The sequence below is a fragment of the Nocardia ninae NBRC 108245 genome, from assembly GCF_007990755.1.
Lineage (GTDB): Bacteria > Actinomycetota > Actinomycetes > Mycobacteriales > Mycobacteriaceae > Nocardia > Nocardia ninae.
The window spans coordinates 40,375-65,291 of record NZ_BJXA01000022.1; the positions used below are offsets into that span (position 1 = coordinate 40,375).

Sequence of the window (24,917 nt, forward strand, 5' to 3'; positions counted from 1 at the left end):
TCCGAGTCAGGCGCCGCCATCCAGGATCTCGGCGACCAGCCGTGGCACGGCGGTGCCGATGGGTTCGCGGACGATCTCGGTGGCCATCGAGTCGTACGGCGTGGGTTCGGCGTTCACGATGATCAGATCGGCCCCGTTCTCCACCGCGATCGCGCACATCGAGGCCGCGGGCTCGACCTGGAGCGAACTGCCGATCGCCAGGAAGATCTCGCTGGTCTGCGCGGTGAGCATGGCCTTCATCATGGTGCGGCGGTCCATCTGCTGGCCGAACATGATGGTCGCCGATTTCAGCACGCCGCCGCAGTCCGGGCACGGCGGATCCACCTCGCCCGCCGCGACCCGATCGAGCGTCGCGGCCATGGTCGTCTGGTAGACGCATTCGACGCAGACCACCTCGAACATGTTGCCGTGGATCTCGATCACCCGGTCGTCCGGGAAGCCGGCACGCTGGTGCAGGCGGTCGATGTTCTGAGTGATGATGGTGACCGCGCGTCCAGCCTGCGCCAATTCGGCCAGCGCGGTGTGCGCGGCATTGGGGCGCGCCTGCCAGGCCGGGTTGTCGCGCCGGGCCAGCCACGCGCGTTGCCGCAGGTCCGGGTCGGCCAGATAGTTGTCGTAGGTCGAGAGCAGTTCGGCGATCGGGTCTTTCGTCCACACCCCACGCGGACCGCGGAAGTCGGGGATGCCGGAGTCGGTGGAGATGCCCGCCCCGGTGAGCACTCCGATGCGGCCGTCGCGGCGGCGCCACTCGCTCGTCATAGCACCGAGCCTAGGTCCTGTGTCGAAGTCCGGCCGGAGGCATCCGGGCACTCGATGGGACTCCGACGCAGGGCCTGGAACGCACGACAGCGCGGGACCACTGGCCCGATTCACCCTACGCAAGACGATGAGAGAATGTTACAGTTATCATCTCATCGCTTTAGAGGTGCTGATCAAAGGAGATCACGATGACCGCGTCCGCCGCCCTCGAATCCACCAGCGCCCCATCGCTTCCGCCGCGGCGCCCGTTCGCGCCGGGCACCCGCCTGTGGGACGAGACCGGACTGATCACCTTCTCGCTGACCGCGGGTTCGGCCTTCCTCCTGCAAACCATGGAGCCGAGCATCTCGGCCGTGGTCGACGAGCACTCCACCTTCCGCACCGACCCGATGGGCCGCGCACTGCGCAGCATCGCCTCGGTGATGATGTGGATCTACGGCGGCGAGGAGGCCCTCGCCGAGGCCGAGCGGCTGCGCACCATGCACGCCTCGCTCAACACCACCGACGCGCACGGCGTCCGGCACACGGCACTGTCCTCGGGACCGTGGGCCTGGGTGTTACACACCGGCACGTTCGCCTTCGCCGAGAACGCGAAGTACTTCGCCCGCAACCCGCTCTCCTCGGCGGAGAAAGAGGCGGTCTACCACGAGATGGTGCAGCTGATGCGCAACTTCTCGGTGGCGCCCAAGGAGATTCCGGCGAGCTACGCCGAGTTCGAGACGTTCTTCGCCGACATGGTGGCGAACCACCTGGAAGCCACCGGCACCGCCCGCGACTATCTGCGGGTGATCCGGTCCGTCGCGCCGCCGAAGCAGTTGCCGCGCGTTTTCGCGCCGCTCTGGCGCCGCGCCGTCGCCCCGATCGGGCGGATGCAGTACTTCGTGACCGTCGGCACGACGCCCGAGGTCGCCCGGCGCAAGCTCGGGCTGACCTGGAGCGAGTCCGATGAGCGCAAGCTGCGAGCGCTCGGTTGGGTGCTCGCCCGGGCCGTGCCGATGCTGCCGGAACGCGTGCGATACTTCCCGATCGCCTATGAGGCGCGGCGGCTCGAGCGGGATCGGGCGCGGCTGCGCAAGATGATCGACTTCCGTCCGATCTGAACGTTCCCGTCGACGGGCGCTGCGGCAGGTTTGGCCGCAGCGCCTTTTGCTGTGCAGCAAAGACTTTCGTGAACTCGCAAATCTTGCGATGCGATAGCTCGCCCACTCGGAGATAGCACCAGATACCGACCAGTATGAATGTCCGCATTCCGGCAGCCATAAGCTCTTGTGCGCCAACAACTCTCAGCAGACCTCGTTCAGCCCGCCCGAGCGGGACCACACAGCTACGACAAACCGTCCAGTCCGAAAGCGGTCTCCGCTCACACCGAACGCGCAGTACACCGCGCAGATCGACGACGCTCCCCATAGCCGCTGCGTAACAACGTTTTTCACGACGAAGCACCTATAAAGGGACCGGCCCGCAACAGGTGTCAATGCGGACGAGCACCTGTCCGCAGTAACGATCTTCGCCGCGCTGGTATACGTATCCCGTACGCTTCGACAGCGTTTCGGCCCCAACACGCCGGATAACCCTTATCTGGCAGCACAGACACCCTGCTCGGCTCCGCTCATCGAAAGGCGCTTCTATGCCGCACAAGCCCAGCGTGCTGTTCCTCTGCGTGCACAACGCGGGCAGATCGCAGATGGCCGCCGGGTTTCTCAACGCGCTCGCCGGCGACCGGATCGAGGTCCGCACCGCGGGCAGCGCGCCTGCCGCCACGCTCAACCCGACGGCGGTCGCTGCGATGGCGGAGGTCGGCATCGACATCTCCGGCCACACCCCGAAGCCGCTGACGATGGACGCGGTCGGCATCTCCGATGTGGTGGTCACCATGGGCTGCGGTGACGCCTGCCCGTTCTTCCCCGGCATCAGCTACCGCGACTGGGTGCTCCCCGATCCGTCCGGCCAGACCATCGACGTGGTCCGCACCATCCGCGACCGCATCCGGATCCTGGTGGAAAACCTGATCGCCGAACTCGTCCCCGCGCTGGCCCGCTGATCGCTGTCCGATTCGTTCAAGACCGCGGCGGGCGCGGCTGACTACCGTGCGGGTATGACTCCACAACTCGACGTCATCGGCATTGTTGTCACCGATATGAGCGCCTCGGTCGCCTTCTACCGCCGCCTAGGCCTCGACTTCCCCGCAGGTTCCGAAGAAGCGCCGCACGCCGAAGCGGCCCTGCCCAACGGTTTCCGGCTGGCCCTCGACACCGAGGCCACCATCAAGTCGTTCCATGCCGACTGGGAACCCCCGAGCAGCGCGGGTCGCATCGGACTCGCCTTCCGCTGCGCCGACCCGGACGAGGTCGACTCCGTCTACGCCACCTTCATCGAGGCCGGCTACGACGGTGAGATGAAGCCATGGGATGCGTTCTGGGGGCAGCGCTACGCCGTGGTCCTGGATCCGGACGGTAACGGCATCGACCTCTACGCCCCGCTTCCGGCCACCGACTGAGCAGCCGCCGCGGGGCAGGGCACCTCGGCGGTCAGCCGACCAGCGACGCCTCGGCAGACCGACTCAGTACCTGCCCCAATGGCATTCCCGCGAGATCACGCATCTCTCGCGCCAGATGAGCTTGGTCCGCGAACCCGGTCGACACCGCGATATCGGCGAACGACATGCCACGACGCGCCAGCGCCAGCGCCCGTTGCATGCGCAGCACCCGAGCCAGGGTCTTGGGTCCATACCCGAACGCGGCCAGCGAACGCCGGTGCAGCAGCCGGGCATTCAGCCCTGCTGCCTCGGCGGTCGCCGCCACCGACCAGCCCGCGTCCAACGCCGCGACCACCTTCGGCAGTACCGGATCGGGGGGCGCCACCTCGGCTGCCCGCCGCAGCGCGATCTGTTCCAGCGCGGCGACCGGATCGTCGGCTGCCCCGAGTTGCTCGGTCAGCCGGCGTACCGTCCCCGAGGCCCAGACATCGGCGAGTTCGATCCGCTGGTCCCGCAATTCGTGTGCGGGCACTCCGAGCAACGCGGGTGCGGTCCCCGGCGCGAACCGAAGCCCGACGTACCGTGTCCCGATCGCCGCACTCGGCCGGAAAGCTCGCGTGTCCGGTCCGGCGACCACCAACGCCCCGTCCACCCACAGCAGGTCGATGCAGCCGTCCGGCAACACGGGCAGCGCGGTGTCCGCGTCGGTCACCGCGCGCGTCCACACCACCGCCCGCTCGAACCGCGACGGCCGCTCCCGATACCCCCCATCCCAGGACCCATCCACTCCTCGACGCTACCTCCGCCCCCTGACACGCTTTGCTGTCGGCGACGTGATCCCGTGCCCGAAGTCACCTGTAGGCACTGTCCGCCCGCGGGTGCCGGAAACCGGGTCAGCGCTGGGCGGGAACCGGCATCACCCCGCGCGGGACGACGCGCACGAACGCGTCGGGATGCGCGGCAGCGATTTTCGATTCCGGATCCTTGCAGCCGACCGTGACATCACCGATCGGCGCCGCGGAAAACGTCCACACCGTCATCCAGTCCTTGCCATTCACCGATTCGGTCTTTTTCACGTCCGAGGACCGCAAGTCTTCGTTCCGGCCGGAACTGTCGACCACCGTGCAGCGCAACTCATTTGCGGCCTGTCCCCAGTCGGCGGGCACCCGAATATCCATCACGGCGTCGGCGGGTACGGCGACTTTTTTGGTCTCGCCGAGCGCGATCCGCACGCCGCCGCCGGTTTCGCTGTCGTCGCCGGAAGCCGGTGTGGTCTCGGGCGAACTGGAGGTCGCCGCGTTACTCGAGGAAGTCGATTCTTGGCTCGCCGACTTGTCGTCGGAGCACCCCGCTACGAGTGCGACCAGCGCCGGAACCAACACCCAGATCAGTTTCACAGGTCAAACCCTCTCGTCGCGCCCACTCTCCAGGCGATTGGTACGGATCAGCGATCGAACACCGCGGTGTGCGCATCCTGACCACGTGCACGCCGCCAATAGACAGAGCATGACAACTTCGGAGTCGAATGGAGACTACACGCGCCCGAAAACCGCCAATTTATTCGGTAATTTGCCGGAGTAATGTTGGCTCGTTCGTTGTCCGCATTACCCACGGAGACTCGCCTGATGACTTCACCTGTCGTGTTCCACGCGGTCGAAATTTCCCTGCCCGACGGCACCGCCGAGGCCTACTTCGCCCATCCCGACGACGGCGCGAGGCATCCGGGTCTGCTGTTCTACCCCGATGCGTTCGGCCTGCGGCCGTGGTTGCGCGAGATGGTGGAAACCATTGCGGCGCACGGATTCGCCGTGCTCGCGCCGAACATCTTCTACCGGTCCGGTCGCGCACCGGTCCTGCCCATGCCCGACTTCGGCGAGCCGGAGGCCCAGGCGGAGTTCTTCACCGCGTTGGCTCCGATACGCGAAGCCCTCACCCCCGACAAGGCCATGCAGGACGCGCACGGCTACCTCACCTGGCTGTCCGGCAACGAGCTGGTGGCGCCGGGGGCGCTCGCGACGACGGGCTACTGCATGGGCGGCAGGCTCGCCCTGCGCACCGCGGCGACATTCGGTGCACAGGTGGCCGCCGCGGCCAGCTTCCACGGTGGTTTCCTCGCCGCCGACGACCGGCCGGACAGCCCGCACCACAACGCGGCCGACATCACCGCCGAACTGTTCATCGCGCACGCCGACCACGACTCGTCCATGCCGCCGGAGCAGATCGCCCATCTCGAAGAGGCCCTCGACAAGGCCGGCGTGCGCTACACGTCGGTCACGTATCCGGACGCCGCACACGGTTTCACCATGCGGGATACGCCCGTCTACCAGGAGGACGCATATCAGCGTCACCTGCACGATCTCCTGGCGTTGCTCCGTCGCGCCTTCGACGCGGAATAAAGGCCCTATCATCCGATGTTTCGGCTGGAGGCGGTATCGACTCCAGCCACGGGCCGGACTGTGCCGTCACACGACCGACCGGCCGGTTTACGGGGGGCGTTATCCCCGGAACCGCTGGTTCCGCATAGTGTTGTCGGCAGGCGATCATCGGGAGGACCACATGGCCGAGCTGGTGTGGATGGAGGAACGCGACGGCGGGGCGGAGTATCCGCGTGGCTGACGAACGGGGCGCGGCCGCCGCGACGCAGCGCTACTCGGCCTTTACCGGGTACCGCCAAGCTGCCCTCACGACCACCACCACGACCCGGCCTGTCTTCATCGGCGTCGCACTGATCGTCAGCGTGCTACTGGTGTACGCGGCGCATCCGGCGGCGCAGGAGGGGCCCGATCACGCGTGGTTCCTCGGTATCGCGGTGGCCGGCGTCTTCGTGGCCCGCGGCCTGCATCTGCGGCGCCCGATCACCCTGCCGCACTTCACGGTCGCCATCTTGGTGCTGGCGATCGCCCATCTCGCCTACCGCGCGCAACATCCCTCCTACGGCTTCGTGCTGCTCGCCGCCAGCGGTTTCATCCTGGTGCTGCCGCAGTCGAGCAAGCCGCAGCCCGAACAGCTCTATCGCGTCGCCGAACTGGTCGGCCGCACCGAACGCGACCCGCTCGCTCCGTTCGCGCTGCACTCCTCGAAAACCTATTTCTTCAACGCGAATTCGACCGCGGCGATCGGCTACCGGACCCGCTTCGGCATCGCCGTGGTGGCGGGGGATCCGATCGGTGACCGCGCGGCGTTCCCCGAACTGCTCACGGAGTTCTCCGATTTCGCGATCAACCAGGGCTGGCGCGTCGCGGTGCTCGGCGCCAGTCCGGCGCTGGCCGAGCTGTGGCGGCGGCGCGCGCTGGAACACCGTGGGCTGCATGCCGTCCCGATCGGCCGCGACGTGGTGATCGAGGTGGACGACTTCGCCATGGTCGGCAGGCACTATCGCAATCTGCGCCAAGCCGTCAGCCGCACCCGCAATTTCGGTGTCGCCACCGAGATCGTGGACGAGTCCGCCCTCACCGATCAGCAACGCGACGGCTTGCTCGCCATCGTCGACGAATGGGGCAGGGGCAGGCAGACGCGCGGCTTCTCGATGATCCTCGACCACCTGCTGGACGGGCGGAATCCGAACATGCTGGTGGTCATGGCCAAGGACGCGGACGGCACGCTGTCCGGCTTCCAGCGTTACGGCATGTCCAACCGCGGCCGGGAGCTGAGCCTCGACGTGCCGTGGCGGCGCAAAGATGCCCCGAACGGCCTGGACGAGCGGATGATCATCGACCTGGTCGACTACGCCCGCGAGCACGACATCCACCGGATCTCATTGGCGTTCGCGCCTTTTCCCGAGCTCTTCGCCGACAAGCACAAGTCACGCACCGCGAAGCTCATCTATGTGCTTGTGCACCTCGGTGATCCGCTGATCCGGCTGGAGTCGCTGTACCGATTCCTGCGCAAATTCCACGCGCTGTCGGACCAGCGGTATGTGCTGATCCGCTGGCGCGAGGTCGTCATCGCCGCCGCCGCGCTGCTTACCCTGGAATTCGCACCGCACCGCCGCGAACACTGAGGAAGCCGATGGAACTGACGCACACCGATATCAAAGCCGCCGTCGCCCGGGTGACCGGCCGGGTTCGGCCGGTTGCCGTCGCCTCCGCCGACGACGGCGCGGGACAGTTGTGGTTGGCCCTGGAGTTGATGCAGCACACCGGCAGCTTCAAGGCGCGCGGCGCGCTGAATTTCCTACTGACACACCAGGAGAACGGCACGCTGCCGGATGCGGGTGTGACGATCGCCTCCGGCGGCAACGCCGGATTGGCGTGCGCGTGGGCCGCCCGCGAACAGGGTGTTCGTGCCACCGTGTTCCTGCCGACCACCGCGCCGAAGGTGAAGGTGGACCGGCTGCGCTCCGACGGCGCCGAGGTCACGCTGATCGGCACGCAGTACGCCGACGCACTCGCGGCCAGTCGCGAATTCGCCGCCACGACAGGCGCTTTGCTGTCCCATGCCTACGACAATCCGCTCATCGCCGCGGGTGCGGGCACGCTGATGGCCGAGATCCACCAGCAGCTGCCCGAGCTGGACACCGTGGTGGTCGCCGTCGGTGGTGGCGGCCTGTTCGCCGGAGTCGCCACTGCCGCAGCTCATTACGGCGTACGGACGGTCGCGGTGGAGCCGAGGTATTGCCGTGCGCTCAACGCGTCGATCGAGGCTGGGCAGCTCGTCGACGCCGACGTCGATTCGATCGCCGCCGACTCCCTCGGGGCGCGCCGCGCCACCGAGTTGGCGCTGTATGCCGCGCAGAACTACGACGTCGTCTCGCTGCTCGTCGACGACGCGGACATCGTCGCGGCCCGCCGCGCCAGCTGGGAGGACAGCCGCCTCGCCGTCGAATACGGTGCCGCGACAGCGCTTGCCGCGGTGTTCGGCGATCAGCCCGCTTACCGGCCCGAGCCCGGCGAGCAGGTGTGCGTCGTAGCGTGTGGTGCGAATACCGACCCGTCGGATCTGGTGACATAGGCGCCACTACTCCACTCGGTCCCAGGCCGTCGGTCGCGCGACCGAAGACGCTGCGGACGACCGTTGCTCCCTCAGATTTCCGGCGAACACCAGCGCGCGGCGCTACGCTCGTACCGTCTTCGATCCCGACGGAAGCACTTCCATGGCGCTCGCATCCCGCATGGTTCCCCTCGGTACCCCGGCACCGGACTTCACCCTGCCCGACCTCGATCAGCAGACGCACTCGCGCGCGGACTTCGAAAACGGGCGCGGTCTGCTGGTCGTCTTCGCATCGAACCACTGCCCCTACGTCAAGCATCTCGAGTCGGCGCTCGGCGCGCTCGTCGACTCGCTGCCCGTACCGACTGTGGCGGTCTGCACCAACGACGCAGCCGCTTACCCCGACGACGCCCCGGTCCACCTGCGGGACCAGGCTATTCGCGCAGGTTGGACGTTCCCCTACCTGATCGATGAGTCGCAGGAGGTCGGCCGCGCCTTCCAGGCCGCGTGCACGCCCGACTTCTTCCTCTACGACGCGTCCCTCGCGCTCGCCTACCGCGGCGCCTTCGACGAATCCACGCCCGGTAACGGTAAGCCGTTGACCGGCAACGATTTACGGGCCGCGATCGAAACCGTGCTGGACGGGAAGCCGGTGCCGGAACCACACCGGCCCAGCATGGGCTGCTCGATCAAGTGGCGGACCGGCTGAAACACCCGCGACAAGCGGCGCCGAGTAGGCGAAAATATCGCAAGACAACGTCACAGGGCCTGACAAGTCCGACGAAAGGGGTGGGGACGTTGGCAACTATCGTCCTTGTACACGGCATCGCACAGGAGCAAGCGGCGGCCGACACGCTGGAAACCCAATGGCTGCCGGGACTGGCGGGCGGGGTGCGCAATCACGGCGACAACGAACTCGCCGATCGCCTCTGGCGCAACGGCCTGCCCGGCGACATCTCGACCCGAATGGCGTACTACGGCAACAAGTTCTTGGCCAAGGGCGCCCAGGGCACCGCGGTGGGCGACCTCGACGACGAGCAGCTCGAGCTCATGGAGCAGCTCGCCGAGGTGTGGTTGGCCAACGCCGCCGAGCACGCGGGCGACCAGCGCGACCGGGCGACCGCCCAGCGGCTGACCGCCGTACCGCCGCCGGACGCCCGGCCGCAGGGCGTCAAAGCCGCACTGCGCCCGGCACTCAACGCGCTGGTCCGGCTGCGCTGGTTCGCGCCGTTCGGCGTCGGGCTCGCCGAGAAGTTCGTGGTGCGCGCGCTTTCCCAGGTCAGCCGCTACTTCACCGACGACGAGGTGCGCGAGTACGCCCAGCAGCAGGTGCTCGCCCACGTAGGTCCCGACACCAAGCTCGTCATCGCGCATTCCCTCGGCTCGGTCGTCGCCTACGAGGCGCTGCACCGGGTCGACCAGGAGGTCACCCTGCTGACCATGGGCTCGCCCCTCGGCCTGCGCACCGTCATCTACGACCGGCTCCGCCCGCAGCCGTCCACCGTCCCCAAATCCGTGGGCAACTGGTACAACCTGGTCGACCGCGACGACCTGGTCGCCGCCCACCTCGACCTGGCCCCGTACTTCCCGCCGTTCCCCGGCTCGGACGTCACTCCGATCACCGAAGAGCCCCTGGACAACGGTGCGAGCCCGCACGACTCCACGCACTACCTGACCAAGGCGATCACCGGCGGCATCGTCTCCAAAGCGCTGGCAGGCTAACGCCTTCGACGTTCTCCCCAGCCCGGTCGGCAAACCGGCCACCGAGCCGGTTTCCCGCAACCTGCACTCGATGGCACCCACTTGATTTAAACATACGTACGCACGTATTGTTTGTTCATGACCCTGGCTAGCCCCACCACCGAAGAGACCGATCCGTTCTGCCTCCCTCCCCTGGAGGCCGCAGCGCTGCTCTTCGACGCACCCTGGCAACGGTTTGCCGTCATCGGCGACAGCCTCTCCGCGGGCACCGGCGATCCGACACCGGGATACGCGACCCTCGGCTGGCCCGACCGCGTTGCCGATGTCCTACGCCGCGTGCGGCCAGACCTGGCCTATCTCAACACTGCGATGGTCGGGGCAACCACCATGGAAACCCTGCGGCACCAAGCGGATCGGATGCGTGAATTCGCCCCCGACCTACTACACCTACCCTCCGGCGCGAACGATATCGTCCGCCGCACACCAGATTTCGACGAGATCGAGCAGATTCTGCGGGACATGTACCGGTTGGCGGCAGGCACGGGCGCCCGGCTGACCACGTTCACCCTCGGCAAAGCCTATGTCGTACCGGTCTTTCCGGACTTTCGTGACCGAGTCCGCCGACTCAACGACATCATCCGCACGCTGGCCGCGGAGTTCGACGCCACGGTGATCGACATGTGGAGCCACCCATTGAACGATCGCCCGAACCTGTTGAGCGCGGACGGCATTCACTTCACCACCGCAGGCCAGGCGGTCCTGGCCTGCGAGGTCGTCAGACAGCTCGCACACCTGCTCGACACCCCCGTGCCGCGGGCCGTACCGGACGGCCCGCGGCGGATCACCTACTGATCCGCTTGCGGCAGGTTGGCTTTCGCTTCCTCGTAGCCGCCGGTGGGCGCGGCCTCGTCCTTGGTGTAGACCAGGTGCAGCACGCCGGTGGTGAAGGTTTCCGAGGAGAGCAGCCGCAGCGGCAGCGTCGTGTCCCGATCCTCGAACAGCCGCAGACCCTTGCCCACCACGATGGGGTGCACCAGCAGATGCAGTTCGTCCAGCAGCCCGGCGTCGAGCAGCTGGCGGACGACGGAGACCGACCCGCTCATGGCGATATCGCCGCCCGGCTCGTTCTTCAGCGCGGTCACCGCCTCGATCAGCTCGCCCTTCAACACCTCCGAATTGCGCCAGGTGAGGTCGAGATCCTGATGCGAAACGACGATCTTGCGGGCATCGCCGAACGACTTGGCCATCTCCGCGTCCTCACCACCCGCGGTTTCCCGGTCCGGCCAGGCCGCCGCGAAACCCTCGTAGGTGACGCGACCGAGCAGCATCGTGTCGGCGTTGCCCATCTGCGCGGTGACCGCCACGCCCATCTCGTCGTTGAAGTACGGGAAGTGCCAGTCCTGCGGATCGGCGACCACGCCGTCGAGGGCGGCGAACAAGCCTGCGGTGATTTTCCTCATCGTCCAACTCCTGGATCAGTAGTGCCTGTGTTGCCTGATCTGACGGGGTGGCGATCGAAAAATCATCGGCCTGCGGCTCAGACCCGTTCGGCCTCCACCACCCAGATGGGCAGCAGCATAGAGCCGTCCTCGTCGTACTCGAGTTGTACGCCGTCGCGTGCGAAGACCTCCTGCAACGTCGGGGTCGGTTTGATCGCGGTGAGCTTGCCGCGGCGGAACTCGGTGAGTTGCCAATCCGGGGCGCGGAAGGCGGTGCGCAGTTCGTCCTCGGCGATCGCGTACGGGGCGTAGGAGTCGCTGTATTCGGCTTCACAGAAACAGAATTGGATCAACCGCCCGCCGGGCCGGAGCACTCGGTGCAGCGCCGCCACGTACTCCTTGCGCTGTTCCAGATCCAGGCAATGGGCGAGGGCACTGCTGACGACGGTGTCGAACCGGTTGTCGTAGCCGGCGAGCACCGTCGCGTCCGCGACGGCGAACGACGCCGCCACACCACTTTCCGCCGCCCGGGCGCGGGCCGCCTCGATCGCCGTCGGCGCGAAATCCAACCCGGTGACCCGGTAGCCGAGGCCGGCCAGATAAACACTGGTATCCCCTCGGCCGCAACCGATGTCGAGCACATCGCCGGTGATCCGGCCCGCCTGCTCGAACTCGACGAGCAGCGGTTGCGGCCGGTCGATCTCCCAGGGGAGCCGGTCCATGGTCACGCCCTCGAAGGGGGTCCCGCTGCTGTAGGCATGTTCGTAATCGATCGTCGATGGGACGACTCGGGGTGTTCCGTCATTCTCGGTCATAGCTAACCTGTCCCTCGCCTTGATGGTGGATCGGGATTCGACGGATGAATTCTATCGAGAAACGGAGCGCGTCACTCCGGTTGACGTGACATGCTTCCGCGCTGGTCAGCCGTCGATTGCGGCCCGTGAAAGGCGGCACGATAGCTGTGCGGGTTGGTGCCGACGACCCGCTTGAACCGATCCCGGAACGCGGTCGGCGACCCGAAGCCGACCTGCCCCGCGATCCGGTCCACCGGGTGACCGGTCGATTCGAGCAGGTACTGCGCCTGGCGAATGCGGGCGCGGAGCAGCCACTGCAACGGCGTTGTCCCCGTCTGTTCGCGGAAGCGGCGGTTGAGCGTGCGGGTGCTCATCCCGGCCTGCGCGGCGATGTCCTCCAGGGTCAGGTCCTTCGCGAAATTGTCCTGGAGCCAACGGGTTATCGGTTCCAGCGCCGAGCCACGCGGGGTCGGCGGCTGGTCGTGCACGATGAACTGCGCTTGTCCCCCTTCACGTTCCAGCGGGACGACCGAGAGGCGGGCCGCGTCGGCGGCGATCGCGGAGCCGTGATCGCGGCGAATCAGGTGCAGGCACAGGTCGATTCCCGCGGCGGCCCCCGCCGAGGTGAGCAGCTGACCGTTGTCCACATAGAGCACCTCCGGATCGACATCGATGGCGGGGTAGCGAGCCGCGAACTCGGTGGCGGCGGCCCAGTGCGTGGTCGCGCGTTGTCCGTCGAGCAGGCCGGTGGCGGCGAGGACGAAGGCGCCGACGCAGATCGAGGCGATGCGAGTGCCCGCGGCGGCCGCCTGCCGCAGCGCGTCGAGCACGTCGTCGGCGACCGGCAACATCGGATCGGCGCGGCCGGGCACGATGATCGTGTCCGCGTCGGCCAGTGCCGTCAGGTCGAACGGTGGTTGCAGTGTGAACGCGCCGGCGTCCACCGTCGGCGCGGCGCCGCAGACCCGCACCCGATACGCGGGCCGTCCGTCGGGCAGCCTGGCGCAGCCGAACACGTCGATGGGCGTCGTGAGGTCGGAGGGGATGACCCGGTCCAGTGCGAGAACAGCCACCACATGCATGGCACCATGCTAGGTCGCTGGCAGATTCGCGCCAATAGCGATGAGCTGGTCATATCGTCCGAAGCACGAGCTCAGAGCGTTTGGCCAGAATCGACCGGTGTATGGCAGTTTCGCCTATTCCTCGCCGATTGGATCGCGGCTAATCTCGCCGCTGTGACGAAGTTTCTGCTGTCGGTCCACGTGCTGGCCGTGATCCTCGCCGTCGGACCGGTGACGGTCGCGGCGAGCATGTTCCCGCCGACCACTCGACGTGCCCTCGCGGACAACGGTGGCGAACCCGCCGTGCTCGCGACGCTGCACCGCATCTGCCGCGTCTATGCCTACCTCGGGATCCTCGTCCCGATCTTCGGCGCACTCACCGCGCTCAGCCTCGGCGTGCTCACCGACACCTGGCTCATCATTTCCATCGGTTTGACCGCCGCCGCGGGTGGGGTGCTCGCGCTGCTCATCCTGCCGGGCCAGCACAAGATCCTCGCCGACCTGCCCGGCGCGACGCCCACCCTGATCCGCCGACTCGGCATGGACACAGGCATTTTCAACCTGCTGTGGGTCGTCGTCACCGTGCTGATGATCGTCCGGCCCGGTTCCACGACCGGAGCCTAGGGCCTGTCGCCCCCGGAGGCGCCGGATGGGACTTTGCGACAGGCCCTAGTCGGGGGCGGGCATGTGCCTGATCGTTTCCCCGCCCTTGGCGTGGTGCAACCTGCCGAACTTGCTGTCGAGCAGGTGCGCCATGCTGTCCGCCGCCCCGCGCACCGCCTCTTCGACCGACCCCGCGCGATGCGTGGCCGCCACCGGGTGCTGGCCGGCGGGCCGGGCCTCCAGCACACACTGCTTGTCCTCCGGGCCGCCCTTCTCGCCGTTCTGGTCGGTCAGGTGGGCCTCGACGCGCGTCAGTTGATCGCTGAAACGATCGAGCACCGAGGCGATCTCGGTCTCCGCCCACCGGTTCAGGTCTTCGCCGCCGTGGATGCCGCTTCCGGTATTGATCTGGATCTGCACAGCTTTCTCCATTCCGTTAGGTAGCAAACTCCACGAATCCGACACTACCTGCGCGGAAGCTGTGGGCGAGGTCATACGGGTCCGGACCCAGCCATCGGTTACCTGGCCAAGAAGCCCTTGTCGACCGGTATCTGGGTACCGGTGATGACGCCCGACGCGTCCCCGGCCAGCCAGACGACGACCTCGGAGATCTCCTCGGGCTCCACCAGACCGTCCGTCTTCAGCAGGTTCGGCTGGAAGCTGTAGACGAAGGTGGGGTGCTGTTCGAACAGTGAGTACATCGATGTGTCATTGCCCAGCGGGGTGTTGGTCCCGTACGGCAGCACCGTATTCGCCCGGATGCCGTATTCGCCCAGCTCGACGGCCAGCGATTTGGTCAGGCCGACGACCCCGAATTTACTTGCGGCGTAATGCCCGCAGCCGGGCGGCGCCTTGACCCCCGCGGAGGAACTGACGGTGATGATCGACCCGCCGTTGCCCGCCTCGATCATCGCGGGGACCGTTGCCTTGATGGTGTTCCAGACGCCAGTGAGGTTGACGTCGACGGCCTCCTGGAACTGCTCGGCCGAGATCTCCCAGAGCCGGCCCCAACTGCACACTCCCGCATTGGCAACCACGATGTCGAGGCGACCGAAAGTGGCGATGAGCTCGGCCACGGCGTTTTGCTGCCCGGCCAGGTCACGCACATCGACCTGCCTCGTCAGCACCTTGCGCCCTTCCGCCTCGACCAGCCGGGCCGTTTCGGCCAGGTCTTCGGGTTCGGCCATCGGATAGCCGCTGAAGGTCGCGGTCTGCGCGCAGACGTCGAGGGCGACGATGTCGGCGCCGGCGCGGGCCAGCCGGACCGCGTGCGAACGTCCTTGTCCGCGGGCGGCTCCGGTGACCAGGGCGACTTTTCCGGCGAGTGCGGTCATGGGGTGCCTCGATTCTCGATGGATTCAGTTGTGTGGTGTGAAGGAGTAGTCGTCGAGCGAGGAGAACCGGCTGAACCACAGTGCGCCACTGATGGTTTGCGGTCGGTAGTACAGCGCCTCGCCTTGCGAGTTGACGAAGTAGGTGCGCAGGCCGGGGTTACAGTCGACGGTGTAGGTGCTGATGACCTTGCCTTGCCTGTGCATCTTGCGCACCCAGCGGTCGAACGCCTCGGTACGGACCTGCGCGACAGCGGCGTCGCGGCGGCGGGCCTCGGTGATGATCCGTATCGCGTGCCGTGCCGTGAGGTCTACGAAGGTGTGCCAGGCTGCGCCGACGAAGCCCTGCGGCGCTACCAGCGACCAGCGGTTCGGTAAGCCGGGATGGGCTGAGCCGCCGTAGCTGCGCAGGCCCGCGTCGCGATAGTCGTCAGCAAGATCGAAACCCTTGGGGCCCAAGATTTTACCGGCTCGGTAGGTTTCCGGGTCGGTAAACAGTTCGTAGCCGGTTGCCAGGACGATGAGGTCGTACGCACGTTCCGTGCCGTCCACCGTGCGGATACCGTCGGGGGTGATTCGCTCGATCGGATTCACGACCAGCGCCGCCGAATCCGACTCGAGCGCGGTGAAGAAGCTACTCGACAACACCGGGCGCTTGGCGAGGATGCCGTAGTTCGGCACCAGGGCGCTGCGATCGGCCTCGTTACTGACTCTGTGCCGCAACAGGATTCGATACAGGCCGCGCCAGATCTTGTCGTACTGGGGCAGCAAGGTGGCGAGAAGTCTGCGCGGTAGCAGGGGAAGCACGTGGCAGATCAGTTGCAGCGGGATGTCCATGGCCGCCAGCAAGGTCCCGTTGATGGCCGTGGTGACGCCAGGAAGGGCCAGGACCCGTTGCGTGCGTGGTGAAAACGCGAAGTCGGGCTTGGGCAGGATCCACGAGGGTGTCCGCTGATAGACATCCACTCGCTCGGCCTCGTCGACGACCGCCGCGACGATCTGTACCGAGCTCGACCCGGTGCCGATCACCGCCACTCGCTTACCACGACAGGAGTATTCGGAGTCCCAGGAGTTCGGCCGCATGATCGTCCCGCAGAAGTCGGCGGTGCCTGCGATGGTGTCGGCCGACTTCGCGTTGATGTATCCGCCGACGGCATTGATGACGAAACGGGCGCGGACCGGTTCGTCCCCGGCGATGTCCAGCACCCAGACTCGTGCGCTGTCGTCCCAGACTTCGCGTTCTACCGTGCAGCTGCCGCGAAAGTACTTGTACAGGTTCAGGTCTGCGGCCACCTGCTGGTTGTACGCCTGGATCTCGGACCCCTCTGGGAAAAGTCGTGACCAATCGGCTTTGCGTGCGAAGGGGAACTGATAGAAGAGGGTCGGGATGTCGACGGCGAGGCCGGGGTAGACATTGTCGCGCCAACTGCCGCCGAAGCCTCCGGCACGCTCCAGAATTACGAAATTTGTTATGCCGGAACGCAATAGGTGATATGCGGCGGTGATTCCGCCCGGCCCGGCGCCGATGATCGCGACCTCGAAGTCGTCACTTGTCATCCGCTTTCACTTCCTCGGCGCGGGGTGCGAGCCCGTTGAGCAGGAAGTCGCTGGTGCGCGCCCGCACGTCGTCCGCATCGGTGAAGCCGGCCACCACGAACGGCAGGATCTCCAGGCTGAGCAAGACACGAACGATCCAGTCGCCCGCGTGCAGCGGCACCAGGTCACGGTCGACTTCGCCGCGGTCCTGCGCCTCGGCGACCAGGGCCGCCCAGAACGCGGCCCAGCTGTGGCACAGGTTGTCGCCGTAGTGTTCCAGCAGCGTGGCGATGATGCTCTCGGTGCGCAGCGCGGGCGAGAAGGCCTGCGGTGTCCGCACGTGCTCGTAGATCATCGCCGCCGCCGCACCGATCTGCTCGCGCAAAGTCGGCAGCGGGCGCACCCCCGCCGCGAGTCCCTCGATGAAGGCACTGCACAGGTAGGCCAGCCCCGCATTGATCGCGGTTTCCTTGTCGCCGAACCCGTTGTACACCGTCCCCCGGGACACTCCCGCGATCTTGGCGACCTCGGTCAGCCGAAACCCGTTGACCCCGAAGCGTCGAACACATTCCGCCGCGCCGACCACCAGCTCGATGGGCGCTGCGCCCCAGGGCGCTTCCCGCGCCGCACTGCTCATGTTGAACATATTGCGTCAAAGTGTTCAATGCGTCAATGGCCAGTCCTCGAAATCCCCTGCCGCAACAGAAGTTCGCGAGCCGCCGCACAGCCTTTGTCATCCACACGCGTGGCAGCACGGCCAGTCGGGGCGCGGGAAATCAGAAGTTGTGCGGCTACCGTCAGGGCTTCGGCAGGGTGGTCGCTACCTGGCGGGTCGACCCTGCAGCGCGCTGCGCGTCAATCCCACAGTGCCGCAACAACAGTCTGATAGTCGCCGGGTTCCAGCGTCGGTCGCCCGGTCGCCAGCAGCCACCGCTCGACCGCGCGATCGCCGTCGGTGCGATACGAGCACTGGTCGCCGCGCGCGATCTCCATTACCCCGCGATGCACCCGCAGGGTCTCCTCGTCCGACAGCTGGGCGACGAAACCTCGGTATTCACTGTGGTTTTCGATCTCGCCGACGGCTGCCCGTGGCGCCGCGGCGATCAATCCGTGCAGCTGCGCCTCGTCCCCCGGCGTCAACTTCCACCGCGGATTCGGCTTGCCGGAATTGATGTCGAGTTCGACTTTGATCATGTCCGTACCCCCGGCGACAGCGGGCCACGAGCGGGATCGGCGCTGGCCGTCCCGAACGGAGTTTCCCACATCACTGCCCTCCTCACGGGCGCCCGACGAGGAGATGGTAGCCCCGCAACGCCGCGCCCACCACTCGGTCGGCGGCGCAATTCCACTGCGCCGGAACGCAGTGCCGGTTTGTCCGTTTCAGCCGTTGCCGACGACGCAGCCGTTCCCCACGTGCATGCCGTTCCCGACGCGAATATCCACCCCCGCGACGATCCGGTCATCCGGCGCCTGGACCGCACTGATCGTGTGCAGCCCCGGCGCAGCAGGCACCCAATCGACCAAGGCCGTCCCCCCGGACGGCCGTGTCACCGCGAACGGAATCCCGTTGTCGTAGAACACAACCGGCTGCACCACGTCGGTCACGGTAGCCCGCGCCTGATACCTGCACCCCGTCCCATAATTGGTCGACGACCCGAAACTGATCCCCGGCGCCAGCCCCACCTGTGTCACCGTCGCCCCCACCCCCGGCGCCACCCCCACCGCGGCCACCGCCGCGACCCCCACCACTCCCGCAACAACCCCCACCCGCATCCGCACAACCTTCATGAATTCGGTCCTAGTCCTGGGCACCGGAGCACCACACCCCGGCGAGTACGTAGCATCCTCACCCCCCGAACCCCGCCACGTGACACAAACCGTCAAATGTTTCAGACCATCCGCCGAATGTCCGCCGCGATCCCGGCCAACGGCGCCACCTCCCCGATAGAAGCAAACCAGTCCCACAGTTCCAGCGCGTGATAGAGCCGGTAGAGCTCCAACCTCGCCGCCCAATCCGCAGGCAGCCGTCCATAACCCTCCACCAGCGCGGTCCGCTTGAACGGGTCACCTTGTACGGCGTAGTAATCGGTCTTGGCGAGATCTACGAGCGGATCCGCAGCGACGGCATTCTCCACATCGATGAACCCGCTCATCTTCCAACCGTCGCCCTAGCGCTCGACAAGGACATTTCCTTCATGGAAGTCGTTGTGGCACAACACCGGCGCTTCGCAGCGACGGAACAGGCGGGCCCGTTTCGCGGCATAGTCCCGGATACCGGTGTGCAGTTCCGGGTCACCGCCGAGCTCCTCGAACTCGGCGAGTTTCTTCGTGAACTGACGCGTCATATAGGCCGTGTTGTCCGGCTCGGGATCCAAGATCCGGGTCGTCAGATAACCGTAGGCGCTCTGCCCGATCCGGTGGATCGCTGCCAGCGTCGCGCCGAGCTGACGGTAGACCTGAGCCACCTGCGCAGCATCGAGATCAGCGCTGACATGCGAAAGCGGCATGCCGGGCAGCACGGTCATGACGGTGAAGGCGTAACCGAACAGGGCGGTGTCGGGCTCGACCCGCAGGATCAGCGGGACCGAGCCGATCTCGTGTGCACTCAGCAACCGGTACACCGAGACCTCCTTGGCCTGCTTCCAGCGCCACTGATCGGCATAAATCTTCACGATCACCGCATCCGCGGGCTGCACGCAGCGCACCTCGTAGACCGAACTCAACTGCCCGCCCGTCCGCGGGCAGACTTCGGCTACGGCCACATCCGGCCACACCGGACGGAGGATTTTGGTGGCTTGCGCCTCGCCCAGAAACTGACCGGTCACATCCTGACCGTAGATACGGCAGGAGCCCGGATCGACCGAGTTTCCGGCGCGGTTTCCGGGCGGATCAGGTCCGGGCCTACCCAGGATCGCGAGCGCCGGTACGGACCTAACCGCAGGTATACGCTCAGGTGACACCCTTGCGGGGCGCAGTGCCCCCGCGAACAACGAGCGCACCAAGGACCAACGATGACCGAGTCCGGACCGTCCGACACTACCGCGCCGATCACTATCTACTGGCGTCGCTGGTGTCCGTACTGCCAGCGCCTAGGTGTCCGACTTCGCCTGGCGGGCATCCCTTTTCGCAAAGTCGACATCACTCGCGATCCGGCGGCCGCGGCCGAGGTGCGGGCAATCACCGGTGGGGACGAGGTCACGCCTACCGTGCTGGCGAATGGGCACCAACTGGTGAATCCGAGCGTCGATGAGATCCGCGCAGCCCTCGCCGCGTCTCCCCCAGTGTCGTAACGACGCAGGGTTATCCATAAACAGCTGTCAGTAAGCGATCAATTCGAACGACAGTATATATTCGTTGCCAGGACAGTTCTGGATGGGTGCAATTTTAGGTAATTTCGGAGTGCGGCACACGCTACCCAGAAATATCGACTGAACTGGCCTTTTGCCGCCCCCGACCCAATGCGCTAACCTTTCCGCGATCCATCCCATTCCGATGGTCAGGCATGTGGCCGCCGCACATTGCCCGCCCCGAATGCAGCCGCGACTCCGGCTTGCATTCGGGGATCCGGAAATGCGATGGACGCTGTTCCACATTTCGCATGAGCGCGCCAAGAGCCTGCTTTACACGTTTCAGATGGCAGTTCTGCCAGCAGTCCTGACGTACCGGTAGCTCATGGCTCGGCTACCGGCGTCGCCGAAACAGCAATGGGAGGTAGCGTTTCTATGCGCACATCAAAGGTGCTAGTAGGCAGCGTTGTGGCGATCGCCGCGGCACTGCAGATCGGTATTGCCGCAACGGCTTCGGCAGCGGAAGGAGAGTCCCTTTCGGTCGCCGCCGTGGCGCTCGACCCGGACGGAAAGAACCTGCTGGTCGACGTCCTGTACACCTGCGCGAAAGGCTCGGAGCACAAGTCGCTCAGTGTCACGGTCGAGGAAGCCGCTAAGAAGAAGGCCGCCGAGGGCGAAGAACCTCCGCCGGCTACGACAGGTATGGGCACGGCACCTACCGGCGACGAGTCGGACCCTGAGATGCAGAAGTTGACGTGTGACGGCACGGAGCAGCGTAGGACCGTCACCGTCGAGCCTGACGACGAGATGAAGTGGTCGAAGCCCGGAAAGGGCATTGTGAAGGTGGCATTCAGCGACGATGTCCTGTTCCGGACGGAACACCACGGCGTGCAGTGGATCGGCCTGCCGTAACTTCTCGGCAAGCCGGACCGGCACTGCGGTCCGGTATAGATCCGGAAACTCACATGAACGACGATTCTTTGGTCAACCCCAAAGATTCGTCACCACCGGTGATGATCGGCTGACAGTTACCGACCCCGGTCGCACCGGTGGAATCAATCACCCGAACCACGGTGTCGCGGATCTGGTGTAGCCGGCGAGCGGATTCGTAGGTGGCGCAGTCCTCGATCCGCTCGCCGTCCACGTGCAGACCCGGCCCGAGCCACGAACCGTGGTGACGTCCTTCGAAGCCGAAGTAGAGTCCGGCGCCGAGATGAAACCCAGTGTCCGACAGAGTTTCCAGTGTCAGAACCCGCTCGGTGCCGTCCTCCGTGATCGCACGGATCAACCCACCACGCAGTCGCCGGTTGTCCGGGTCGTAGGACAACTCGGGCACCAGATCCTTCCACTTCTCGAACCGTCCGTCCGCGTGCTCCACCCCACCCATCACGGTTTTGCTGAAAAACCCGTCCATCTGCACGATTTGGTAGTGCAGGTGCAGCCCGTACCGTGACCCGTCCGCACGAGTCATCAAAATCGGCGCCCAGATCATCCGGAACGAGACCTCCGGCGGCAGCTCCATCGACTCCACATCACCGAGCGGCACCCCGACGTCGTACCGCACACCCCACGAGTGATCCCTGGTCGACACCCAGTCCGCGAACGTGCTCCGCTGCCCATCGATGCTGACCCACCCTGAGGCCGTGCCGATCTGGTGATAGCGCACGAGATCCGACATCACCCGATACCCACGCCGCAGGTGTGTCCGATCCTCGAGCTGCGCGGGCAAAGCCGCCTCGAAGAGCCAGTCGAAAGCCACCGGCTGGCAATCGTTTTCCGCCAGCCGGAACCGAATCTTGCGCAGCGGCTCCACGATCTCGTATTCGATCGGGCCCACCGACAACTCCTCCGGCGTCGGCGCGAGGGTCCGGCTCCCCCGCACCGTGACCTGCTCGACGCCCCGCGAGATCCCCGCGTACCCGTCGAGCACATTGCGATTCTTGTACTGCCCCAAGCCGAAACCCAACTGCACCGACCCGTCCGGCGCACACGCCATCGCGCACACCTTCTCGGTCCACGCCAGGTCACTGGTGCCGACCGTCGCCACGGTATCGACGATCTGATGGTTGAAACCTTCGTCGGCAGCGCCGAGCGGTCCGATCGGATTCACGCCGCCCGTCGTAACACGTTGCGCGCGCCCAGGTCGAGCACCGATCCCGCCCACTGGAAAACGCCGCCCATGGGATCGCCCTTGCCCACGCGGAACTGCTGCACCTCAACACTTCTCAGCAGTACGTGTCGCACCCGCGGAAGCAGCCACCACGCAGATGACCCCCACCCACTGCGGAATATTCATGAACTGACCGAGCACGATCAGCCCGGCCAACGCCGCGACCGCAGGCTCCAAACTCATCAGCACCCCGAACACCCGAGGCGGAATCCGCCGCAGCGCCTCCAATTCTACCGAGTACGGCAGCACCGACGACAACATCGCCACCGCGAATCCCATTGTGAGAACTTCAGATTCGAGCAACGCACGCCCCGCGTCGACCACCCCGAGCGGCGCCATCAGCACCCCACCGAACGCCATCGCGATCGCCAACCCACCTCCACCACTGGTCCGCTCGCCGAGCGCCGCACTCAACAGAATGTAGGACGCCCACAACACCCCCGCCCCGAACGCCAACAGCACCCCGACCCCGTCGACCGCCCCATCGACCTGGGTCAACAACACCACTCCGCCCCCGGCCAGCAGCACCCACAGCGGATCCGTCCAACGCCGCGACCCACCCAACGCCACGGCCAGCGGCCCGAGAAACTCGATCGTCACCGCCATCCCGAGCGGTATCCGATCGATCGCCGCATAGAACAGCAGATTCATCACCCCCAGCACCGCCCCACACCCCAGCACCACCGGGACCGCCTGCCGCCCGACCCGCAGCGCGGACCGCCACACCACCAGCAACACCACCCCGCCGAACACCAGCCGCATACTGACCGCCCCCGCAGCCCCCGTCGCGGACAACAACTGCTTGGCCAGCGCAGCCCCCACCTGCACACTGACGATCCCTGTCAGAACCAACGCCGTAGGCGGCACCCCGCTGAGCCCCCGCTCGACCACTCCCCCAGCCCCACCCCCCATCCCCACCTGCTCGACGTCGATCGCCACCCCGACATCCCCTCCCTCCACTACCCATCATCCGCACCCTCCCCCTGTCCGGATACCCAGAAAACATAGGGGTACGGACCCACCCCACTTGACGCGAACACCCGCTACGTCGAGAACACCTGCGTTACATCGACTCCGCCCGGATCGCTTGCCGTGCGGGCAGGTTCGGCCGGTCCTCCGCAGGACAGGGATCCACCTGAATGTCGTCCGGCGGCGTCGCCGCGATAATGGCCGCCAACGTCGCCTTGGCGGCTTCGAGATCCGCTATGGCACGGGCGATTCGGTCATGCTCGCGATAGAGGTCGGGCAGCATGTCGGGGCAGGCGGGTGCCAGGCCGGCACCGGTATCGACCATGCACGGCAACAACTCGCCGATCGTGTGTGTCCCGAGCCCTGCCGACAAGAGAATGCGGATGTGCTGGACGGTGTGCACGTCACGCTCGCTGTACTCCCGGTAGCCACTGGGTCTGCGCTCCGGCTTCAGCAGGTGCTGTTCCTCGTAATAGCGCAGCAGGCGAACGCTGACGCCGGTCCGCTCGGACAGAGCTCCAATGCGCACGTGTCGATCACCACATCGTCTCGAGGTTGAGTCTCACATTATGTGAGACTTTAGCGTTTTCCGTATGACAGCTCCGCAATCGACCAGTTCCGTCACCGTCGTCGGCCTCGGACCGATGGGCATCGCGCTCGCCGAAACACTACTGCAGCAAGGGCATTCGTTAACTGTCTGGAATCGGACACCGGGGAAGGCGGACGGCCTCATCGCGCGCGGGGTCCACCGCGCGGGGAGCATCACCGAAGCGATCTCCGCAAGCGCAGTCACCCTGCTGTGCTTGAAGGACTACGACACCGTCTATGACATCTTCGACGCGGCGGATGACGCGCTGCGGGGCAGTGTCCTGGTGAATTTGAACTCCGGCACGCCGAGCGAGGCGCACGCGGCGGCCGAGTGGGCGGCGAAGGCAGGCGCCGACTACCTCGACGGTGCGATCATGGTGCCGCCCTTCCTCGTCGGCAATCCCGAATCAGTTTTTCTCTATAGCGGGTCACGCGAGGTCTTCGACAAACACCACGCGACGCTCGCGACGCTCGGTAACCCCCGCTATCTCGGGGCCGATACCGGCTTGGCCGTTCTCTACAACACGGCGCTACTAGACCTCATGTACGCCACCATAAACGGATTCCTGCACGCCGCTGCGCTGGTCGGTTCGGCGAATGTCGCCGCGGAAACATTCGCCGAACTCGCACTCGACTGGTTTCTGCCCTTCGTGGTGACTCCGTACCTCGTCCAGCAGGCACCCAACCTGGACAAGGCCAACTACCCCGGCGACTTCGGCACCATGGAAATGAACCTGAACGGGCTCGAGCACATCATCCGCACCAGTGTGGAGCAGGGCATCCAGCCCGACCTTCCACAGCTGATGCGGGCATTCGGCGAACGCGCGAGCGCCGAGGGCTACCGCACCAACAATTACCTGTCCGTCTTCGAGGTATTCAAGCGGTCGACCAGCGCGTGACTACCAGCGCTAGGACCGCCCCAGCGCCTTCTCGAGCTGCCCCTTGTTCATCTTCGAGCGCCCCTTGATACCGCGCTGACGGGCCTCGTTGTAGAGCTGGTCGCGGGTCATCCCCCTGGGCCCCTTACGACCGGACCGCTGCCCGCCCCGGCTCTGCGGGGACTTGTCCCGGACCGAGGACCGGCTCGCCGTCTTCGACTCGCCGGACTGGGCGCGATTCTTGTTGACCGTACGAGCGGCGATTTCTTTCGCCCGCTTGGTGCTCGCACCGCGGTCCTCGGCCGAGTCCTTGATGTGCTCGTACTGCCGTTCCCTTTTGCCACTCCACTCTTTCGGCATGTCACACCTCCTGCGCATCGAATACCCAGGCATCAA

Annotated in this window: 31 protein-coding genes; 13 read left to right on the top strand and 18 right to left on the bottom strand. The window is 66.2% G+C overall.

The features are described from left to right. Positions 1–6: 6 nt before the first annotated feature. Positions 7–759, bottom strand: a complete 753-nt coding sequence (locus NN4_RS17950) for an SIR2 family NAD-dependent protein deacylase (protein WP_147132404.1) — start codon at positions 757–759, stop codon at positions 7–9. A 188-nt stretch (positions 760–947) separates the two neighbouring features. On the opposite strand from NN4_RS17950, the gene NN4_RS17955 reads away from it, so the two are divergent. The 3 genes from NN4_RS17955 to NN4_RS17965 all read left to right on the top strand — a co-directional run bounded on the left by NN4_RS17955 (position 948) and on the right by NN4_RS17965 (position 3,256). Further along, complete coding sequence (locus NN4_RS17955) at positions 948–1,859, top strand: oxygenase MpaB family protein (RefSeq protein ID WP_147132406.1); 912 nt, start codon at positions 948–950, stop codon at positions 1,857–1,859. Positions 1,860–2,386: 527 nt separating this feature from the next. After that, complete coding sequence (locus tag NN4_RS17960; RefSeq protein WP_147132409.1) at positions 2,387–2,800, top strand: arsenate reductase ArsC; 414 nt, start codon at positions 2,387–2,389, stop codon at positions 2,798–2,800. 54 nt (positions 2,801–2,854) lie between these two features. Continuing rightward, on the top strand, positions 2,855–3,256 hold the full coding sequence (locus NN4_RS17965) for a VOC family protein (RefSeq protein ID WP_147132412.1): 402 nt from the start codon (positions 2,855–2,857) through the stop codon (positions 3,254–3,256). Between the two features lie 31 nt (positions 3,257–3,287). On the opposite strand, the gene NN4_RS17970 is transcribed toward NN4_RS17965, so the two are convergent. Next, positions 3,288–4,022, bottom strand: a complete 735-nt coding sequence (locus NN4_RS17970) for a helix-turn-helix transcriptional regulator (RefSeq protein ID WP_147132415.1) — start codon at positions 4,020–4,022, stop codon at positions 3,288–3,290. Between the two features lie 106 nt (positions 4,023–4,128). Next, positions 4,129–4,467, bottom strand: a complete 339-nt coding sequence (locus NN4_RS17975) for a hypothetical protein (protein ID WP_147132418.1) — start codon at positions 4,465–4,467, stop codon at positions 4,129–4,131. A gap of 393 nt (positions 4,468–4,860) precedes the next feature. Here NN4_RS17975 and NN4_RS17980 point away from each other — a divergent pair, with 393 nt between their 5' ends. The 6 genes from NN4_RS17980 to NN4_RS18005 all read left to right on the top strand — a co-directional run bounded on the left by NN4_RS17980 (position 4,861) and on the right by NN4_RS18005 (position 10,717). Beyond that, complete coding sequence (locus NN4_RS17980; RefSeq protein ID WP_147132421.1) at positions 4,861–5,631, top strand: dienelactone hydrolase family protein; 771 nt, start codon at positions 4,861–4,863, stop codon at positions 5,629–5,631. A 212-nt stretch (positions 5,632–5,843) separates the two neighbouring features. Further along, on the top strand, positions 5,844–7,235 hold the full coding sequence (locus NN4_RS17985) for a bifunctional lysylphosphatidylglycerol flippase/synthetase MprF (RefSeq protein ID WP_147132424.1): 1,392 nt from the start codon (positions 5,844–5,846) through the stop codon (positions 7,233–7,235). 8 nt (positions 7,236–7,243) lie between these two features. Then, positions 7,244–8,185 carry a threonine/serine dehydratase gene (locus tag NN4_RS17990; RefSeq protein WP_147132427.1) on the top strand — a complete coding sequence of 314 codons (942 nt, stop codon included), beginning with the start codon at positions 7,244–7,246 and terminating at the stop codon, positions 8,183–8,185. 142 nt (positions 8,186–8,327) lie between these two features. Further along, positions 8,328–8,873 carry a thioredoxin family protein gene (locus NN4_RS17995; RefSeq protein WP_147132430.1) on the top strand — a complete coding sequence of 182 codons (546 nt, stop codon included), beginning with the start codon at positions 8,328–8,330 and terminating at the stop codon, positions 8,871–8,873. An 80-nt stretch (positions 8,874–8,953) separates the two neighbouring features. Further along, positions 8,954–9,886, top strand: coding sequence for a hypothetical protein (locus NN4_RS18000; RefSeq protein ID WP_147132432.1), 933 nt, complete (start codon positions 8,954–8,956; stop codon positions 9,884–9,886). Between the two features lie 117 nt (positions 9,887–10,003). Further along, on the top strand, positions 10,004–10,717 hold the full coding sequence (locus NN4_RS18005) for an SGNH/GDSL hydrolase family protein (RefSeq protein ID WP_147132435.1): 714 nt from the start codon (positions 10,004–10,006) through the stop codon (positions 10,715–10,717). On the opposite strand, the gene NN4_RS18010 is transcribed toward NN4_RS18005, so the two are convergent. From NN4_RS18010 to NN4_RS18020, 3 genes are all read right to left on the bottom strand, one after another. After that, complete coding sequence (locus NN4_RS18010) at positions 10,711–11,325, bottom strand: dihydrofolate reductase family protein (protein WP_147132440.1); 615 nt, start codon at positions 11,323–11,325, stop codon at positions 10,711–10,713. The two genes, NN4_RS18005 and NN4_RS18010, sit on opposite strands and share 7 nt — an antisense overlap. Before the next feature lie 77 nt (positions 11,326–11,402). After that, positions 11,403–12,119: a class I SAM-dependent methyltransferase gene (locus tag NN4_RS18015; protein ID WP_147132443.1), complete on the bottom strand. Its 717-nt coding sequence runs from the start codon at positions 12,117–12,119 to the stop codon at positions 11,403–11,405. Positions 12,120–12,190: 71 nt separating this feature from the next. Further along, entirely contained in the window at positions 12,191–13,180 is a 990-nt protein-coding gene (locus NN4_RS18020; protein WP_147132446.1) for a GlxA family transcriptional regulator, read from the bottom strand. Positions 13,181–13,333: 153 nt separating this feature from the next. Here NN4_RS18020 and NN4_RS18025 point away from each other — a divergent pair, with 153 nt between their 5' ends. Next, positions 13,334–13,783, top strand: coding sequence for a hypothetical protein (locus NN4_RS18025; protein WP_147132449.1), 450 nt, complete (start codon positions 13,334–13,336; stop codon positions 13,781–13,783). Between the two features lie 45 nt (positions 13,784–13,828). Here the strand turns inward: NN4_RS18025 and NN4_RS18030 are convergent, their stop codons facing one another. The 8 genes from NN4_RS18030 to NN4_RS45760 all read right to left on the bottom strand — a co-directional run bounded on the left by NN4_RS18030 (position 13,829) and on the right by NN4_RS45760 (position 19,454). Beyond that, positions 13,829–14,182 carry an HPF/RaiA family ribosome-associated protein gene (locus tag NN4_RS18030; RefSeq protein ID WP_147132452.1) on the bottom strand — a complete coding sequence of 118 codons (354 nt, stop codon included), beginning with the start codon at positions 14,180–14,182 and terminating at the stop codon, positions 13,829–13,831. 98 nt (positions 14,183–14,280) lie between these two features. Next, a complete protein-coding gene (locus NN4_RS18035) occupies positions 14,281–15,096 on the bottom strand; it encodes a mycofactocin-coupled SDR family oxidoreductase (protein WP_147132456.1) in 816 nt (271 codons plus the stop codon). Between the two features lie 24 nt (positions 15,097–15,120). Next, positions 15,121–16,650: a flavin-containing monooxygenase gene (locus NN4_RS18040; RefSeq protein WP_147132459.1), complete on the bottom strand. Its 1,530-nt coding sequence runs from the start codon at positions 16,648–16,650 to the stop codon at positions 15,121–15,123. Beyond that, entirely contained in the window at positions 16,640–17,266 is a 627-nt protein-coding gene (locus NN4_RS18045) for a TetR/AcrR family transcriptional regulator (protein ID WP_186818494.1), read from the bottom strand. The genes NN4_RS18040 and NN4_RS18045 overlap by 11 nt, the downstream gene beginning before the upstream one ends. Positions 17,267–17,484: 218 nt before the next feature. Beyond that, complete coding sequence (locus NN4_RS18050) at positions 17,485–17,823, bottom strand: hypothetical protein (protein ID WP_107658814.1); 339 nt, start codon at positions 17,821–17,823, stop codon at positions 17,485–17,487. Between the two features lie 186 nt (positions 17,824–18,009). Beyond that, complete coding sequence (locus tag NN4_RS18055) at positions 18,010–18,417, bottom strand: hypothetical protein (RefSeq protein WP_147132465.1); 408 nt, start codon at positions 18,415–18,417, stop codon at positions 18,010–18,012. Positions 18,418–18,518: 101 nt separating this feature from the next. After that, a complete protein-coding gene (locus NN4_RS45755; protein ID WP_222595097.1) occupies positions 18,519–18,782 on the bottom strand; it encodes a hypothetical protein in 264 nt (87 codons plus the stop codon). A gap of 15 nt (positions 18,783–18,797) precedes the next feature. After that, on the bottom strand, positions 18,798–19,454 hold the full coding sequence (locus NN4_RS45760; RefSeq protein ID WP_222595098.1) for a phosphotransferase family protein: 657 nt from the start codon (positions 19,452–19,454) through the stop codon (positions 18,798–18,800). Between the two features lie 186 nt (positions 19,455–19,640). Here NN4_RS45760 and NN4_RS18065 point away from each other — a divergent pair, with 186 nt between their 5' ends. Both NN4_RS18065 and NN4_RS18070 read left to right on the top strand, forming a co-directional pair. Continuing rightward, positions 19,641–19,919 carry a glutaredoxin family protein gene (locus NN4_RS18065; RefSeq protein ID WP_147132468.1) on the top strand — a complete coding sequence of 93 codons (279 nt, stop codon included), beginning with the start codon at positions 19,641–19,643 and terminating at the stop codon, positions 19,917–19,919. A gap of 465 nt (positions 19,920–20,384) precedes the next feature. After that, positions 20,385–20,828: a hypothetical protein gene (locus NN4_RS18070; protein WP_147132471.1), complete on the top strand. Its 444-nt coding sequence runs from the start codon at positions 20,385–20,387 to the stop codon at positions 20,826–20,828. A 49-nt stretch (positions 20,829–20,877) separates the two neighbouring features. On the opposite strand, the gene NN4_RS18075 is transcribed toward NN4_RS18070, so the two are convergent. From NN4_RS18075 to NN4_RS18085, 3 genes are all read right to left on the bottom strand, one after another. Continuing rightward, positions 20,878–22,026 (bottom strand): Rv3169 family protein, encoded by a 1,149-nt coding sequence (locus NN4_RS18075; protein ID WP_147132475.1) that lies wholly within the window; start codon positions 22,024–22,026, stop codon positions 20,878–20,880. Positions 22,027–22,131: 105 nt separating this feature from the next. Further along, positions 22,132–23,025: an EamA family transporter gene (locus NN4_RS18080; RefSeq protein ID WP_246180934.1), complete on the bottom strand. Its 894-nt coding sequence runs from the start codon at positions 23,023–23,025 to the stop codon at positions 22,132–22,134. 124 nt (positions 23,026–23,149) lie between these two features. Continuing rightward, positions 23,150–23,584, bottom strand: coding sequence for a MerR family transcriptional regulator (locus NN4_RS18085; protein ID WP_147132478.1), 435 nt, complete (start codon positions 23,582–23,584; stop codon positions 23,150–23,152). 64 nt (positions 23,585–23,648) lie between these two features. Here NN4_RS18085 and NN4_RS18090 point away from each other — a divergent pair, with 64 nt between their 5' ends. Then, positions 23,649–24,542: an NAD(P)-dependent oxidoreductase gene (locus NN4_RS18090; protein ID WP_147132481.1), complete on the top strand. Its 894-nt coding sequence runs from the start codon at positions 23,649–23,651 to the stop codon at positions 24,540–24,542. 9 nt (positions 24,543–24,551) lie between these two features. Here the strand turns inward: NN4_RS18090 and NN4_RS18095 are convergent, their stop codons facing one another. After that, positions 24,552–24,881, bottom strand: coding sequence for a plasmid stabilization protein (locus NN4_RS18095; protein ID WP_147132484.1), 330 nt, complete (start codon positions 24,879–24,881; stop codon positions 24,552–24,554). Between the last annotated feature and the right edge of the window lie 36 nt (positions 24,882–24,917).

Bases quoted from the DNA above. Each gene is read 5' to 3' on its own strand.
- NN4_RS17990 (WP_147132427.1), top strand. From the start codon at position 7,244: ATGGAACTGACGCACACCGATATCAAAGCCGCCGTCGCCCGGGTGACC.
- NN4_RS17965 (WP_147132412.1), top strand. From the start codon at position 2,855: ATGACTCCACAACTCGACGTCATCGGCATTGTTGTCACCGATATGAGC.
- NN4_RS18040 (WP_147132459.1), bottom strand. From the start codon at position 16,650: ATGACAAGTGACGACTTCGAGGTCGCGATCATCGGCGCCGGGCCGGGC.
- NN4_RS18065 (WP_147132468.1), top strand. From the start codon at position 19,641: ATGACCGAGTCCGGACCGTCCGACACTACCGCGCCGATCACTATCTAC.
- NN4_RS17960 (WP_147132409.1), top strand. From the start codon at position 2,387: ATGCCGCACAAGCCCAGCGTGCTGTTCCTCTGCGTGCACAACGCGGGC.
- NN4_RS18090 (WP_147132481.1), top strand. From the start codon at position 23,649: ATGACAGCTCCGCAATCGACCAGTTCCGTCACCGTCGTCGGCCTCGGA.
- NN4_RS18010 (WP_147132440.1), bottom strand. From the start codon at position 11,325: ATGAGGAAAATCACCGCAGGCTTGTTCGCCGCCCTCGACGGCGTGGTC.
- NN4_RS18095 (WP_147132484.1), bottom strand. From the start codon at position 24,881: ATGCCGAAAGAGTGGAGTGGCAAAAGGGAACGGCAGTACGAGCACATC.
- NN4_RS17980 (WP_147132421.1), top strand. From the start codon at position 4,861: ATGACTTCACCTGTCGTGTTCCACGCGGTCGAAATTTCCCTGCCCGAC.
- NN4_RS18020 (WP_147132446.1), bottom strand. From the start codon at position 13,180: ATGCATGTGGTGGCTGTTCTCGCACTGGACCGGGTCATCCCCTCCGAC.
- NN4_RS18050 (WP_107658814.1), bottom strand. From the start codon at position 17,823: ATGATCAAAGTCGAACTCGACATCAATTCCGGCAAGCCGAATCCGCGG.
- NN4_RS18055 (WP_147132465.1), bottom strand. From the start codon at position 18,417: ATGAAGGTTGTGCGGATGCGGGTGGGGGTTGTTGCGGGAGTGGTGGGG.
- NN4_RS17950 (WP_147132404.1), bottom strand. From the start codon at position 759: ATGACGAGCGAGTGGCGCCGCCGCGACGGCCGCATCGGAGTGCTCACC.
- NN4_RS18035 (WP_147132456.1), bottom strand. From the start codon at position 15,096: ATGACCGCACTCGCCGGAAAAGTCGCCCTGGTCACCGGAGCCGCCCGC.
- NN4_RS17995 (WP_147132430.1), top strand. From the start codon at position 8,328: ATGGCGCTCGCATCCCGCATGGTTCCCCTCGGTACCCCGGCACCGGAC.
- NN4_RS45755 (WP_222595097.1), bottom strand. From the start codon at position 18,782: ATGAGCGGGTTCATCGATGTGGAGAATGCCGTCGCTGCGGATCCGCTC.
- NN4_RS18005 (WP_147132435.1), top strand. From the start codon at position 10,004: ATGACCCTGGCTAGCCCCACCACCGAAGAGACCGATCCGTTCTGCCTC.
- NN4_RS18015 (WP_147132443.1), bottom strand. From the start codon at position 12,119: ATGACCGAGAATGACGGAACACCCCGAGTCGTCCCATCGACGATCGAT.
- NN4_RS17955 (WP_147132406.1), top strand. From the start codon at position 948: ATGACCGCGTCCGCCGCCCTCGAATCCACCAGCGCCCCATCGCTTCCG.
- NN4_RS18045 (WP_186818494.1), bottom strand. From the start codon at position 17,266: ATGAGCAGTGCGGCGCGGGAAGCGCCCTGGGGCGCAGCGCCCATCGAG.